Source organism: Natrarchaeobaculum sulfurireducens (assembly GCF_003430825.1).
Classification (GTDB): Archaea; Halobacteriota; Halobacteria; order Halobacteriales; family Natrialbaceae; genus Natrarchaeobaculum; species Natrarchaeobaculum sulfurireducens.
The window spans coordinates 3,072,449-3,087,145 of sequence record NZ_CP024047.1 but is presented as its reverse complement, the minus strand read 5'-3'; the positions used below and the strand labels follow the sequence as shown (position 1 = coordinate 3,087,145).

The 14,697-nt window shown below is 64.9% G+C and carries 14 protein-coding genes; 9 read left to right on the top strand and 5 right to left on the bottom strand.

Annotated features, from left to right (window positions below; translation table 11 throughout):
- Nucleotides 1–245: 245 nt before the first annotated feature.
- Nucleotides 246–1,166 carry an isoaspartyl peptidase/L-asparaginase gene (locus tag AArc1_RS16300; protein ID WP_117365936.1) on the bottom strand — a complete coding sequence of 307 codons (921 nt, stop codon included), beginning with the start codon at nt 1,164–1,166 and terminating at the stop codon, nt 246–248.
- 129 nt (nt 1,167–1,295) lie between these two features.
- Between AArc1_RS16300 and AArc1_RS16295 the strand changes: the two genes are divergently transcribed.
- The 6 genes from AArc1_RS16295 (at nt 1,296) to AArc1_RS16270 (ending at nt 6,305) form a co-directional block, all read left to right on the top strand.
- Nucleotides 1,296–1,622 (top strand): hypothetical protein, encoded by a 327-nt coding sequence (locus AArc1_RS16295; protein ID WP_186336614.1) that lies wholly within the window; start codon nt 1,296–1,298, stop codon nt 1,620–1,622.
- Nucleotides 1,623–1,989: 367 nt separating this feature from the next.
- Nucleotides 1,990–3,252 carry an isocitrate dehydrogenase (NADP(+)) gene (gene icd / locus AArc1_RS16290; RefSeq protein WP_117365364.1) on the top strand — a complete coding sequence of 421 codons (1,263 nt, stop codon included), beginning with the start codon at nt 1,990–1,992 and terminating at the stop codon, nt 3,250–3,252.
- Nucleotides 3,253–3,448: 196 nt separating this feature from the next.
- Nucleotides 3,449–3,769 (top strand): hypothetical protein, encoded by a 321-nt coding sequence (locus AArc1_RS16285; protein ID WP_133412292.1) that lies wholly within the window; start codon nt 3,449–3,451, stop codon nt 3,767–3,769.
- A 278-nt stretch (nt 3,770–4,047) separates the two neighbouring features.
- Nucleotides 4,048–5,103, top strand: coding sequence for an alpha/beta hydrolase (locus AArc1_RS16280; protein WP_117365362.1), 1,056 nt, complete (start codon nt 4,048–4,050; stop codon nt 5,101–5,103).
- 96 nt (nt 5,104–5,199) lie between these two features.
- Nucleotides 5,200–5,643 carry a GNAT family N-acetyltransferase gene (locus AArc1_RS16275; RefSeq protein ID WP_117365361.1) on the top strand — a complete coding sequence of 148 codons (444 nt, stop codon included), beginning with the start codon at nt 5,200–5,202 and terminating at the stop codon, nt 5,641–5,643.
- A 248-nt stretch (nt 5,644–5,891) separates the two neighbouring features.
- The gene (locus AArc1_RS16270) at nt 5,892–6,305 is read left to right on the top strand and encodes a DoxX family protein (protein ID WP_117365360.1); all 414 of its coding nucleotides are present in this window, start codon (nt 5,892–5,894) and stop codon (nt 6,303–6,305) included.
- 39 nt (nt 6,306–6,344) lie between these two features.
- Here AArc1_RS16270 and AArc1_RS16265 read toward each other — a convergent pair whose 3' ends face one another.
- The 3 genes from AArc1_RS16265 to AArc1_RS16255 all read right to left on the bottom strand — a co-directional run bounded on the left by AArc1_RS16265 (nt 6,345) and on the right by AArc1_RS16255 (nt 9,885).
- Nucleotides 6,345–7,709, bottom strand: coding sequence for an NRAMP family divalent metal transporter (locus AArc1_RS16265; protein ID WP_117365359.1), 1,365 nt, complete (start codon nt 7,707–7,709; stop codon nt 6,345–6,347).
- A 79-nt stretch (nt 7,710–7,788) separates the two neighbouring features.
- Nucleotides 7,789–9,192 carry a DoxX family membrane protein gene (locus AArc1_RS16260; RefSeq protein WP_117365358.1) on the bottom strand — a complete coding sequence of 468 codons (1,404 nt, stop codon included), beginning with the start codon at nt 9,190–9,192 and terminating at the stop codon, nt 7,789–7,791.
- A gap of 351 nt (nt 9,193–9,543) precedes the next feature.
- Nucleotides 9,544–9,885, bottom strand: a complete 342-nt coding sequence (locus tag AArc1_RS16255) for a cupin domain-containing protein (protein WP_117365357.1) — start codon at nt 9,883–9,885, stop codon at nt 9,544–9,546.
- Nucleotides 9,886–10,017: 132 nt separating this feature from the next.
- Here AArc1_RS16255 and AArc1_RS16250 point away from each other — a divergent pair, with 132 nt between their 5' ends.
- Both AArc1_RS16250 and AArc1_RS16245 read left to right on the top strand, forming a co-directional pair.
- Complete coding sequence (locus AArc1_RS16250) at nt 10,018–10,542, top strand: DUF5817 domain-containing protein (RefSeq protein WP_117365356.1); 525 nt, start codon at nt 10,018–10,020, stop codon at nt 10,540–10,542.
- Nucleotides 10,543–10,605: 63 nt separating this feature from the next.
- Nucleotides 10,606–10,962 (top strand): hypothetical protein, encoded by a 357-nt coding sequence (locus AArc1_RS16245; RefSeq protein WP_117365355.1) that lies wholly within the window; start codon nt 10,606–10,608, stop codon nt 10,960–10,962.
- A 73-nt stretch (nt 10,963–11,035) separates the two neighbouring features.
- Here the strand turns inward: AArc1_RS16245 and mutS are convergent, their stop codons facing one another.
- A complete protein-coding gene (gene mutS, locus AArc1_RS16240) occupies nt 11,036–13,735 on the bottom strand; it encodes a DNA mismatch repair protein MutS (RefSeq protein ID WP_117365935.1) in 2,700 nt (899 codons plus the stop codon).
- A gap of 119 nt (nt 13,736–13,854) precedes the next feature.
- On the opposite strand from mutS, the gene AArc1_RS16235 reads away from it, so the two are divergent.
- A complete protein-coding gene (locus AArc1_RS16235; protein ID WP_117365354.1) occupies nt 13,855–14,631 on the top strand; it encodes a universal stress protein in 777 nt (258 codons plus the stop codon).
- Nucleotides 14,632–14,697 lie beyond the last annotated feature (66 nt).

The following is a 14,697-nucleotide window of genomic DNA, read 5'->3' as shown; positions in this document are numbered from 1 at the left end:
GTGTCTCAGATCTGTGCTCGTCGTTCGATCCACGCACATTCGGGACAGGCCGAAAGCCCTTGCACGTTCGATAGCCTTGCTCCACAGCTTGGACAGGTCCCAGTCGCACGGTTCGACGAGTTGGACATACTCGATGAGCTGTTTTCGACGATAATAAATCCCCCATACGATGATCGTCGAACTTCTGAGGCCGAACGATCGGTCAGTCCTGGTTTGCCCTCGGTCGACGATCCGGCGGTGACGGTTCAGTCGTCGCCGCTCGAGGCTCGAGCGGTCTGCATGGCGGTGCTATTGTACGCCGAACCCAGCGTTCCACGTGCGTCGATACAGATAACGCCAGCCGTCGAGCCGGTCAGTTCGGCGAACTCCTCGATGGCGAGTTCGGCGGCCACGCTGGCCTCGAGACCACGCTCGACGTGGCGTGCGACCCGGCGTGACAGGGTGACTCGGGCGATATCTTCGCCGGCTCCCGTCGCGCTGACCGCCGCCGCAGGACAGCAATAAAAGCCGGAGCCGACCTGCGGGACGTCGCCGACGCGACCCGCGAGCGCGAGCCATCGGCCACCGGTCGAGGTCGCCGCAGCCAGCGACTCTCCGTCGAAAGCGACCGCGCCGACCGTGTCGTGATCGAGGTCTGCAGGGGGCTCTTCGGTGCTCGTGTCACCGTCCTCGCGGCCGTCCGGGTCCGACCGTCCGTACTGCTCGCGGATCCACTCGAGTTCGGCGTCGACGCCCGTCGCTGGATCAAGCTCAGCCCACCGCTTGCGGGTGCGCTCGGACCAGAGGTCGACGCCGGTCTCGATCCCGTACGTTTCGGCTAGCCTGATGGCGTGCTCGCCGGAGACGAAGCCATGGGGGGTCTCCTCCATGACGACACGGGCGACGTTGATGGCGTGTTCGACGCCGGGCATCGAACAGGCTGCACCGACCGCGCGATCGTCGGTCATGATCCCCGCGTCGGTTCGGATCTCGCCGTCGCTCTGGACCGCGCCGCCCACGCCAGCGTTGAACCGCGGCGACGATTCGAGAACCCTGACGGCGGCCTCGACCGCGTCGACCGTGGTCGATTCCGCCGCGCCGTCGGCGGCCGCCTGCTCGAGAACGGCTCGTCTGGTTTCGGGGTCGTCTGGTTCGGTTCCGGCGCCACCGTGTACGAGCACCTGCATGTGACAGTGGTTCTCGAACCTGACGTATACGACGTTCGAAACGGCCGCGGTCGTCCGTCCCGAGCCACTCGAGAACAGTCGGGGTAAAACCCCCACACTTACGACGGACGGTTGTGAACCACGGCGACGATGACGCCGGTCGCCTTGCTCGTTGTCTTCTGTGTAGTGCTGGGCGTGATCGCACTGGGACGGCTGGCGTTCGATGCTGACCGGGACCGTGTAGACGTCGGGACGACGCTCGTTGTCTGGGGAATCTCCGCCCTTGCAATGCTGTGGGTGGCGCTCGAGGAGGGATGGCTGGCTGCGGGCCAGCTGGCACTGCTGGGTGGCCTCGGGATCATCCTCATCGTTACTGGCGTAGTGGTCATCGCCCGCTACTGGCGACACCCACGGCGGGACCCCGGCGAGGGGCTTCACGACGATATCCCGGACGACGTCGAGACGAGCCGCGAGTGATACTGCTGTCCGAAGCATACGCATAGTTCGTCTCGTACTCGGCAGTCTCACGTCGTACTGGACGGCGACCACTGTTCAGCGTGTACTGACATCCAACCCTCATTGCGTTTACAACCCATGGTCTCCGACGTTCCCGGATTGTCCTCCGTCAGACGACGTTTGGCCTCGCGACAATCGCCGAGACGCACACCGTCACCCGGCCTCCCGACGTTCACGATCGTTCGTCTTTTTTACCCGTCTGACGCCGGTGACGACTCGGTTTCCGGACGATTGGTGACCCCGTACTGGTTGGAGGCGGGATACCGGACCCCCTCACGGACGGAAATGGTAGGTCTTTTACCCACCGTCCGAGCACCGTACAGACGAAATGAGCTACGACAAGATCGAAGTCCCCGAAGAGGGAGAAAAGATCACGCTGAAAGCGGATTCCGAGACCGAACTCGAGGTCCCCGACAACCCGATCATCCCGATTATCTACGGTGACGGTGTCGGAAGCGACGTCGGTCCGGCCGCCCAGAAGGTCCTCGGCGCTGCCGCAGAAGCTACCGGCCGCGAGATCAACTGGATGCGCGTCTACGCTGGCGAGTCCGCCCGCGAGATGTACGACGAGAACCTGCCAGAGGAGACCGTCGAGGCGATCAAAGACCACCGCGTCGCCATCAAGGGTCCGCTGACGACGCCCGTCGGCGCTGGCTTCCGCTCGCTGAACGTCGGGCTGCGCAAGCTGCTCGACCTCTACGCGAACGTCCGCCCGACCTACCACTTAGACGGCGTTCCGTCCCCCGTCAAAGAGCCCGAGAAGATGGACATGGTCACCTTCCGTGAGAACACGGAGGACGTCTACGCCGGCATCGAGTGGGAAGCCGGCACCGACGAAGTCGAGCAAGTCAAGGCGTTCGTCGAAGACGAGATGGGCGCAACGGGCGTCATCCACGACGGCCCCGTCGGCATCGGCGTCAAGCCGATCACCGAGTTCGGAACGAAGCGACTCGTCCGCGAGGCCATCGACTACGCCCTCGAGAACGACCGTGACTCCGTGACGCTGGTCCACAAGGGGAACATCATGAAGTTCACCGAAGGCCAGTTCCGCGACTGGGGCTACGAGGTCGCCGAAGAGGAGTACGGCGACGAGGTCATCACCGAGGACACTCTCTGGGAAGAGCGAGACGGCGAAGCGCCAGAAGACGCCGTCGTCGTCAACGACCGCATCGCGGACAACATGCTCCAGCAGATTCTGACCCGCACCGACGAGTACGACGTCGTCGCGACGATGAACTTAAACGGTGACTACATGTCCGACGCCTGTGGTGCCCAGATCGGTGGCCTCGGCATCGCCCCCGGTGGCAACTTCGGCGAGGGCCGCATGCTCGCCGAACCCGTCCACGGTTCGGCACCCAAGTACGAAGGCCAGGACAAGGTCAACCCAACCGCGATGATCCTCTCGGGGCGCATGATGCTCGAGTACATGGGCTGGCACGACGCTGCCGACCTCGTCCGGGACGCCGTCGAGGAGACCATCTCCTCCGGGAAGGTCACCTACGACCTCGAACGACAACTCGAGGACGCCGAGAAACTCGCCACCAGCGAGTTCGCAGACGAAGTCGTCGCGAATATCGAGAAGCTCGCATAACCTCGCTTCTCGGGTGTTCGGCTTTCGACGGACTCATCGAAACACTGGCGTAAGCCAACTTTTCGCACCCGTACGGCACGGCCGTGATCTCTCTTCTCGTTTTTTCGTTGTGCTGTCGAGTGTAGCGACTCGTGTCGGTCGGCTCCGACTGTGAACAGTAACCAAAGCTTATGGGTCATAGTTCGTATTCGTGTGTATGTCATCTTCACCCGAGCCAGCAGACGAGATGCCGTCGTTTCTCGTCGAGCGGTTCGCCGAGCACTCACCAGCGGAACTGCAGACGATTGCGACCTACGCCGAGACGCGAGAGCCGGCGCTCGAGGTGCCCGATTACGTCGTACAAGCTGTCGCACTGCAAGACGACGCGGCGCGGACGGCGATCGCCGAGTACGCAGACCAGCTCGCGACGTACCTCGAGACGCGCGAGGAGACGGACGACCCCGACGATGAGAAAGACGTCTCCGGCGACCACGGTGGTCCTCGGATCGGTCGCTGGGACGCACTGAACATGGAGTGAGTCGGCATCGGTCCTGCAGCGGGACGGTCGTCCGTTTCAAAATCACGACGTACTAGCCACGTCGACCGGAAACGGGCGGCCCAACGCGCTCGTAGCTCGAGCGCCCGTCCGCTGAAACTCACGCATACACTACCTGGGACGTCCGGCGGCTCCAGCGACACCGATCGGCTCTCGTCGAACGTGTTTCGCTGGCCGTGAGAGTCGTAGGACCCACGACGTACGTTCTCGAAACGATCGAGTAGCGTTATCTTCGGACTCGTTGGATCGTTGTACTTACCATGCGAAATGACAACACACCATCGCCCTCGAGACGGACGTTCCTGGCCGGTGCTGCCGGGACTGCTGCACTCGGCACGGCTGCGACGGGCGGCGCGAGTAACGAATACGACCGTGAAACGCCCAAAACGGTCAACGACGGTGACCTGACGGAACACGACCTCACGATGGACGACGGCTATCGGCTCCGGGTGTGGGAGCGGACGGCCGCCGCCGATCCCGAAGAGGCGGTTATCTTCGTCCACGGGATGACCTACGGCGCGGTCCCGATGTTCGACCCGCCCGTCGCGCCGGAGTTCGGCTGGCTGCCGTACGCTGCCGAACGCGGCCAGGCCACCTTCGCTCCCGACATGCGCGGCTACGGCGAGTCAGACCGGCCACCCGAGTACGACGAACCGCCCGAGGCGAACATCCCTGGACTCTCTTTCGAACGCGAGGCTCGAGACCTCCTCGCCATGACGCACTGGCTGCGCGAGACACAGGGATTCGACCGCATTCACTACGTCGGGCTCTCGGGCGGCGTCTGGCGTGGTCGGGCCGTCTACACGCTCGGCGATCCAGAGTACGCGACCGTCACGCTCGCCGGGGGTTCGTTCGAGACGCTCGAGGTTGGTGTCGACCCTGACGGGCCGTTTTACCTTCCGCACACCCGCGACGAGTTCGACGCGGCGCTGACCGGTGAGCTCCCGGAGGAGGCGGCCGTCGACGACTGGCTCGGCGGCGAGGAATACACGGCCCAGGAGGTCTTAGATGGTGTCTGGAAGCCGATCGTCGAGTCGAACCAGCGACTCGCCGAACCGGACACGGTTGCCAACCCGCTCGTGCTCCAGCAAGCGACCTATCACCCCGAACATGTCGACGATCCGACGCTCGTCATCCGGGCCTCCGGCGACGGGACGATCGATCGCGAAGGAGCGTTGAACCTCTACGACGCCGTCGGCGCGGCCGCAGATCGCAAGCGCTACGTCGAACTCGAGGGCGGGACACACTTCGTCTTCCTCGAGCGTCGCCGGGAGCCGTTCTTCGAGGAGGTGTTCCGGTTCCAGCAACGATACTGACGGAGAGCGCGTCGGCTCCGACCGTTCCGGCTCGGTACCGCGCTCGATGTTTCAGGTCCGTAATGCTCTCGGGTTCCGGTCGCCTACGACCCGTCGATGGTCGACGTACGGGTAGTCGCCGACGAGGACGAACGGGCAGACGCGTTCGCGGTTCGACACGCGGTGTTCGTCGCCGAACAGGGCGTCGATGAGACACTCGAGTACGACGCATACGACGCCGATGCAGTCCATTTCGTCGCCTACGATGGCGACGAGGCGGTCGGTGCGGCCCGGCTCCGCGAGTACGAGCCTAAAACCGGAAAAGTCGAACGCGTTGCCGTCCTGAACTCACGGCGCGAGGAAGGGATCGGTCGCGCGCTCATGGCCGCCGTCGAGGACGAAGCCGTCGCACTCGACCTCGAGACGCTGGTGCTCCACTCTCAGACGCACGCCGCCGACTTCTACGAGGCGTTGGGGTACGACCGCTCGAGCGACGTGTTCGAGGAGGCGGGCATTCCACACGTCGAGATGCACAAAGCGCTCGTGAACTCGAGGCCGTGACGACCGTTTCGTCTCAGGGCTGTCCGGGTGTGCCAGTGTCGACACGATAGTATGGTCTGATTTTACCGGGATTCGGACTCGAGTGAGAACGCTCGTCGCGACCGGTTTACGGACATCGACGTTACGTGGTGACATACATGTCCAAGAAACTATAATTCGGCCCGAGTCGAACGATCTGGTACCATGAGAAGACGAGACAGCAACTCGAGAATCGACGACGACTGCGAACCAGTAGCGGGTGGCCGCTGATGTTCGAGACGACCGGTATGGATGTCCTCTTCTTGCTCGCGCGCGTCGCTTTCGGCGGCGTGCTCGCGTTTACGGGCGTGAACCACTTCCTCGACACGGACTCGATGGCCCAGTACGCCGAGTACAAGGGCCTTCCTGCCCCTCGGCTGTCGGTTCTGGGAAGTGGCGGGCTCTTGATCTTCGGTGGGCTCTCGATCGTGCTCGGCGTCGTGCCCGCGATTGGTGCAGGCCTGCTCGCCGTGTTCTTAGTCGCATCTGCAGTGTTGATGCACGACTTCTGGGCGGTCCCCGAGGAAGACACACAGGACGAACTGACCCATTTTCTGAAGAACGTCTACGGTGCGGGGGCTGCGCTCGCGTTCGTCGTCGCCGCTACCGTCCCATGGCCGTACGCGCTCAACGTCGGACTCTGACCGGCAGATGCGTACGCACTCCTCGAGAGCCCGCGCGTTTCACGTCCGGTCTACGCGTTCTCGAGCGTACTTCACGACGAGACCGCAGATCGCAAGCCCCATCGCGATCGCGAAGGCGACGACGAACGCCGAGACGGGCTCGGTGACGGTCTCGAGTTCCTCGAGAACGAACTCACCGGCGAGAATCGTTGCGACGGCGAAGAGGACGAGCCCGCCGACGTTCGCCACGGGCGAGTTCGTCTCCGGAACCACGTCGGGGTCGTTCAGCAGATAGAGTATCACGGCGAGCGCAAAGGGGGTGCCGACGAGCCCGAACGCGAGGACGAGAACGAGCACCTGAAAGAACGCACCACCGAGGAACGCCCCGACTGCGGAAGCGAGTGCAACGACGACGATCGCCCCGCGATATCGCGGATCGTCGATGGACTGTTCCCAGCCGAGTTTATCGGCGAGCAGGTACGGCGGAACGATCGTGTTTCCACCAAGTGTCGAGACGGCCGCACCCAGGAGACCGAGTAAGAACAACCACATCGCGTGATCGCCAGCGATCGGCCCGAGTGCTTCGGCGGCCGCGATTTCGTCGATCGTCGCTGGATCGACCCCGGCCGCGGGGAGGACGCTCGCCGCGACGAGAAAGACGGCGAGGCTGAAGACGCCAAAGGCGACGAGCATCGAACTCACGACGTCGAACGTCGCGATGTCCTGATCGTCGGCGGTCCAGCCTCGAGCCCGCATCGTGTAACTCTGCATGGTCAACAACGTGATGTGGACAGCACCGCCGAGAATGCCTGCCGCGACGACCGCACCGCCGACGCCGGGGATCTCGGGGACGACGCCCGTAGCGACCTCTGCCGGTTCGATCGGAACGACGGCGACCGACGCGACGAACGCGAGGACGACCAGCGAGACGAGCACCTTCGCGCCGAGTTCGGCGATCCGGTAGCCGCCACCGGCCAGCCCGAGTGCGAGCACGAGCGCCCACGTCACGCCCCAGAACCGAGCATCGGCCAGGAGCGCGATTCCGACGCCTGCGCTCCCGACCATCGTCGCGCTGACTTCAGCGAGCGTCAGCATGATCGCGAGCTGTGCCAGTCCTGCCGCGAGGACGACGTCGATCACGAGCACCCACGCCCAGAACGAGCCCAGATGCTCCTCGACGACCGAGACGATTCCCGCCTCGGTAAGCAACCCGAGCCGCATCGCGAGATACTGCCCGAACGTCCCGAGCACCGCCGAGAGGACGACCACCCACAACAGCGTGTAGCCGAAACTCGCCCCAGCGACCAGCAGACTGACCATCGTCGCCGGTCCGGCGGCGATTGCACCTGCAAGCCAGGTCGGCCCCAGTCGTCTCACGTACTCGCCGACGCGTCCGAACGTCACCGATCGCTGCTCGGTTGCCATCGTCAGTCCTTGTAACGGGGCGTATAAAACTCCGTGGTATTCGTGAGTGTTTGCTACGATGGCCGTGTCCTCGAACCGGTCAGTCGTCAGCCGCGGCCGTCGATTCGGCTCTTGCCAACCGACGCGACTGCGGACTCGAGACGGCCGCGAGCGTGAGACAGCCGAACGCAAGCATCACGAGAGCGACCGGGCCGGCCATAGCGCCGTAGCCAGCGGTCGGGTCGATCCCGATGACTGCTGCGCCTGCGAGGAACACGACGCCGACCGCGACAGCCGGCAGCGACGCGGCGGTCGGCACTGCCGGGGGACGAGCGGTCCGCCCGGCGACGGCGTCGAGACTGGCGTGTCGGCCAGCGAGCGTCGCCGCAACGATGGCGCTCGCGAACACGAGCGGGGCGAGTCGAACGAGTCCGAGCGCCGTCAACGCCGTGAGGTAGACCACCGCGACGGTGCCGGCGACTCGAGTTCGGTAACCGACCAGCAATGCGACGCCGACGGTGGTCTGGACGGCGGCGAACGCGAGCACCCAGGCGCTCATCGCCGGTAACACGGCGAGTTCGATGAACGCTCCCACCGGCGCGACGTGGGCCTCGGCGATTCCTGCGAACACCTCCGTCTGTGCCTCGACGCTCGCCCAACCCGGTAGGGCGTTCGCACCGGGTTCGGACCGGACGACGATCTCTTGGAGGAATCGGTAGCCGACGAACACCCGGAGGGCGTCAGCGGCGACCGTCACCGGTTCTCGGCCGCGATAGACGAACGAGAGTCCGCCGGCGACGAGTCCGGCGAGGACGGTCATCTCGAGTGCCGTGAGATGGACGCGGGTGTCGACCATCTCGGGAATCGTCAGCAGGTAGTAGACGCCGACGACGGCGGCGATGGCGGCGAGGCCTGGATACCACTCACGTCGAATCGGTAGCGGTGCGTTGACCGCTCGCGTCGCTCGTCCGAGTGTACAGTCTCGCTTCCAGAGGAGCCCGTCGAGGCCGTAGTAGCGCCCGGCGTTCGCGACGAACGCGAACGCGACAGGAACGGTCAATAGCGGCGATGTTCGGATCATCCCGAAGTGAAACACCGGCAGGAAGTACAGGATCGTCACGAGCGCGGCGGGCCGGGTCCAGAAACCGACGATCAACGCGATGGCTGCACCGAGCTGTGCGAGCAACGCGAGCGCCGCCCAGAGTTCGGGTGCCGGTAGGACCACTGCCTCGAGGAGCGTTTCGAACCAGCCGTACGTTCCCTGGTCGATGGCCTGTTCGGCGACCGATTGCACCTCGGCCCCGACGAACGGACCGAGGTCTCCCCCGCTGAGGTCGATCCAGTCGGGGTTCGCTCCGGTGGTCGGCCAGCCGAGTTTCCACCACCCCCCGAACGTGATCTCATAGAGGAGCAAGAGTCCGACGAAGACTCTGGCGAAGGCGATCCACGGACCTGCTCGTTGGTCGATCGACGACGTCTCAGTTTCGTCTACATTTCCTAGCATATTTGAATTCTATTTTAACTACTATTATTATCTTGAATATCAAATTTATTAATATAACGATTCGACTATCGGGGCTATCGCTGAAGTGAAGCTGTCAAAGCACACAGGACGCCCGAACGGTGGCAGGTTACATCGCTATAAAGTCAGGTTTAGCTAACTAAAGTATAGTTGTTCTGGTGTCGGCCGATCAACTGTGGCCCAGATCGTCCAGGCCACACTATGATCGCGAACCGATGGTCCAACGGAACGAACACAGCCACTCTCCGATGATCATCGGTGGGGGACACCGCACCCGACGGGCCTCAGTGGCTACTCGCTGTCCCCGACCGGACGTCGGTGCAGCGACCCGATTCAGTCGTCCTGCCAGCTCGGGTCGTCCCGCGGTGGACTGAAGACATCGATTCCACGGACGGGCTCTTCGCCGCGGTTTTCGGCCGCGTGGGGCTGTCCACCTGGAATCGCGTAGGCATCCCCCGGTCCGCAGACGACTTCCTCACCGTTGCTTTCGAAAACCACTTCCCCCTCGTAGATGAAACCGGTCTGTTCGTGCGGGTGGCTGTGTTCGTCGACTGTCGCGCCGGGTTCGATCTCGAAGTGCTGGACGTTCATCTCCTCAGCGCCAGCCATGAGCGCGAGGTGGACGCCGTCGGCGGCCTCCGACGGCTCACAGTCGGACAGTGAAATGCGTTCCATACACCTCGAGCGAGGGTCCAATCACCTATTATTCTACGGTTGCCCATCGCTCGAGCAGCCCTTCGTCGGCGACTCCGTTCACCGCGGTCGCCAAAGGTTGAATTACCGGCAGCCCGCACCTCGAGACGAGACATGTACGCGGTCGTCGGCTGTAGTGAGTGTTCGCACCTGTGGATGATCGAGGGTCGATCGAAGACGACGCAGTGTCCCCGCTGTGGCTCCCGTCGGGCCTACGAGAAGCGCAAGAAGTTCGTCGAGACCGACGACGCAGACCACGCCCGCGAGGTGCGCGCGTCGATGCTCGCGAACCGCCAGGGTGAGGGCGAGGCGTTCGCCGAACTGCCCTCGTTCGGGGACTTAGCGACCGACGTCGCCGACGGTGTCGTCGACGACGACGAGTACCTCGAGGCCTCCGGATTGGACGTCGACGAACTCGAGGCGGCGGGCGACCGTGACCCGCGGGGTTCGACGGCGACCGGGAGCAAGAAAGAAATCGTCGAGGCCGCCCTCGCGGATCTCGAGGAGCCGACCGAGGCGGACGTGATCGCCTACGCGGGCGAACGTGGCGTCTCGGCGGGCTACACCGAGCGCGCGCTCGAGAAACTGGTTCGACGGGGGGCGGCGAGCGAGAGTCGCGGGCGCTATCGGCTCCTCTGAGGACTCGACCCGGCCGACACTCGAACGGCAGGGCTTTGGGCGGGGCGACCCAACGAAACGCCAATGGACGAGTCGGAGGACGTACAGGGGACGGTCATCGGCATCGGAACGGTCGTCGCACTCGGCGCGTACGTTTACGGTCGGTTCGTCGGTGACTCGATTTTCGGTTTCGATCCGACGGTCGTGGCGATCACCGCCTTCGGCGCGACGTTCGCCGCCCTCGCCGTCCTCCACGGGGCCTACGGCCGCCGGGACTTCGCGCTCGCCTACGGTGTCGCTGGCGTCGGCCTCTTCTCGCTCGCGCCGGCCTCCAGCGGGCCGCGGATGCTCGCCGGCTACCTCCTGTTGCTCGCTGGCGGAGTCTACATCGCCGTCGTGACCCTGCGGGTTCGACGTGCCCAGCGCGACCTCGCCAGTTGACGACTCTCTGATCGGCCTTCGGCTGGCGCTGGCCGCCTCGTCGAATGTGGGAACGGCGTCGACGGTACTATCGTCAGTGGCTTCCCGTGTCGCCCTCGAGTCGGTCTTGCCACTCCTGGACCTTCGCGACGAGTTCGACGGGTGGCGTCCGGGTTACGTCGACGGACTCGAGGTCCGCGAGCACTGCCTCCGTCTCGGGATCGATCGGGGTGTCGTCTGCTGCCGATCCGTCGGCTCGCTTGCCGCCATCGGCGTCGACCGAACCGCGGAATTGGCCGCTCGAGAGGTCGAAGACGGTCTGGACGGGCTCGTTCGAGGAACTGCCTTTGGCTTCGATGGCTTTCTCCTCGCGCAGGCGCTCGAGGACGACCTCGGCGCGGTCGACGACGGGGTCGGGGACGCCCGCGAGCTCGGCGACGTGAACGCCGTAGCTGCGATCGGTCGGCCCTTCGCGGACGGTCCGAAGGAAGGTGACGTCGCCGTCGCGTTCGTCCGCAGCGACGTGGACGTTGGCGACGCGGGGGAGGGTTTCAGCGAGGCCAGTTAGCTCGTGGTAGTGGGTAGCAAATAGCGTCTTCGCCGCGATCTCGTTGTGTAGATACTCGGTCGCGGCCCAGGCGATCGAGATGCCGTCGTACGTCGCCGTCCCGCGGCCGACTTCGTCCAGAATGACCAGCGACTCCTCGGTCGCCGCGTGCAGGATGTTCGAGAGTTCGCTCATCTCGACCATGAACGTCGATCGTCCCTGGGCGAGCTCGTCGAGCGCGCCCACGCGGGTGAAGATGCCGTCGACGAGGCCGAGGTTCGCCTCACGTGCGGGGACGAAACTGCCGATCTGTGCCAGCAGAACGATACACGCGACCTGGCGCATGTACGTCGATTTACCGGACATGTTGGGTCCAGTCACGACCAGAAAGCTCCGTTCGCCATCCAACCCGACGTCGTTCGGGACGAACTCGGTGGTCTGTTCGACGACGGGGTGACGACCCTGGTCGATCTCGAGTCGATCCCCTCGGTGCAACTCGGGTTTCACCCAGCGGTTCGCCGCGGCGTGGGTCGCCAGACTCGCCAGGGCGTCGACGGTCGCGAGCGCCCGACCGACGTCCTGTAACAGTTCGGCACCCGCGGCGACGTCCTCGCGCAGTTCCTCGAAGAGGTCGTACTCGAGATCGCCACGTTGTTCTTCGAGTCGGAGGATCTCGCGTTCTTTGGCCTCGAGTTCGTCGGTGGTAAACCGTTTGGAGTTTTTCAGCGTCTTGATCTCCTCGTAGTGGTCGGGGACGCCGTCGGCGGCGGATTTACCGACCTGGATGTAGTAGCCGTCGGTCCGGTTGCGGTCGACGGTGACGTGTGAGAGGCCGTACTGGCGCTTTTCACGGTCGGCGAGGGAGTCGAGCCACTCACGAACCGCCTCGTGGCGGTCGATGAGGTCGTCGAGTTCGTCGTCGTAGCCACGCTGGAAGAGTTCGCCCTGGGTCACCGTCGACGGCGGCTCCGCGGCAATAGCCGTTTCGAGCGTCTCGCGTAGCTCGCGGGCGGCCGCCCGATCCGGCCGCTCGACGATCTCTGACAGCGGCGAATCGGCGAGGTCGGGCGTCGCGGCGATCGTCTCGGCCACGGCGGGCAGAACGGCCAGCGTCTCGCGGACCGCGATCAGATCGCGCGCGTCTGCGCTCCCGTGACTGGCCTTCGACGCCAGCCGCGCCAGATCGTAGGCCGCACCGAGGGCGTCGCACAGTTCGTCGCGTGCAAGCGCGGCCGACGCGAGCGCGGCGACAGACTCCTGACGGCGCTCGAGCACCTCGAGCGAGCGGCGGGGCCGACAGAGCCACTCCTTGAGCAACCGGCGGCCCGCGCTGGTCTCGGTGTGATCGATGGTGGCGAACAGCGTTCCGTCGCGCTCGCCCTGCATGGTCTCGGTTAGCTCGAGGTTGCGCTGGGTGGTCGCATCGAGCGTGACGTGGTCGTCGCCGTGGTGGGCCTGAACTCGCGTCATCGAGGCGAGCACGCCCGCGCCGGTCTCCTCGACGTACGAGAGAACGGCTCCGGCGGCCGCGACCGCTCGCTCGCCGACGGGGAGTCGATCGACGGTCTCGGCGCCGAACTGATCGCGAACCGCGTGGGCGGCGCGTTTCGGGGCGAACGCTTCCGTCTCGTGGAGTGACAGCGTTGCGTCGAAGCGCTCACGGACGGTCTCGAGCAGGCGGTCGTCGGTTCGGGCATCGGGGCCGGGGAGGACTTCGACCGGGTCGAAGCGGTAGAGTTCGGTCAGCGCGCCGTCGACGTCGTCGGCTTCGGCGACGAGAAACCGGCCGGTCGTCACGTCGGCGAACGCGAGGCCGTAAGCGGCGTCGGTGGACGACCCTCGAGCGGACCGTCCGTCCGAACTGTCGGCGGCGTCGCCGACGACTGCTGTGAGGTACTGGGCGTCGGCGTCGGTGGTCTCGAGCAACGTCCCCGGCGTAACGACGCGGACGACCTCGCGGGCGTGGCCGGAGTCGGTTTCGTACTGGTCGGCGACGGCGACCCGGTAGCCGCGTTCGACCAGCGCCTTGAGATACGGCGTCAGGTCGTCGAGTGGAACCCCAGCCATCGGATACGACTGGCCTTGTGAAGACTTCGAGGTCACCTTGAGGTCCAGTTCGTCGCCGACCAGTTCCGCGTCGTCGCCGAAGAACTCGTAGAAATCCCCACACTGCATCGCCAGCACGTCAGCGTCGGTGCCCGCTTTGAGCGAGAGAAACTCACCGACGATCCCCGTCGCCTCGGTCATACCCGGTGACTGTCCTTCCACCGCTAAAATCCTGCGGGTTCGACAGCGGTCGTGATCGGGCGACTGCTCGGGGCCGTCGGGGTACTATTAGGCCAGCCGTGGTAGGTCACACCTCCACCATGGCTGGGCCTCGAGATCATCGCGTTCTGCTCCCGATTGACGTCCTCGGCGGCGAGGCAGTACCCGAAACCGTCGTCGAGGCCTTCGCGTCGGTTCCCATCGTCTTGCTCGGCTACCGAGAGCTTCCCGACCAGGTCGGCACCGACCAGGCTCGCGACCAGTACGGCGAGCGCGCCCACACCGACCTCGAGACGCTCCACGACGTCTTCGAGGCCGCTGGCTGCCTCGACGTGACGACCCGACTCGTATTCACTCACGATCGGCTCAAAACGTTCGAACGCGTCGCGGTCGAAGAGCGCTGTGACGCCGTACTCGTGCTCAATCCCGCGCCCGTCCTCGAGTCGGTGCTCGTGGCCCTCCGCGGCGACGTCGCTCTCGAGTACATCGCCACGCTCGTCGGGACGCTCTTAGAGGGGACCGACCTCGACGTGACGTTCTTCCACGTCGTCGACGAGAGCAACCGCGAACACGGACGGACACTCCTCGAGACGGCAGTCGACGAACTCGCGGTCACCGGCGTCGACCGCGACCGAATCGACACTGCCCTCGTCGCCGATGGTTCGCCGACGCGACGGATTCTCGAGGCCGCAGCCGACCACGACTTGCTCGTCGTCGGTGAAAGTCGACCCTCGATACGCCGGTTTATCCTCCGTGATCGGGCGAAGACGCTCGCGAAGGGAACCGTCGATCCGGTGCTCGTGATCCGCGGTGAGTACCTCGAGCAGGACGGCACAGCAGCCGAGGGCGGTCACGACGCAGTCGAAGAAGAGCCGTAAGCGGGGTAAAAGACGCGATGGCAGCGACGAGACTCGAGCCCGGACCGAATCGTCGTCCGCGCAGCC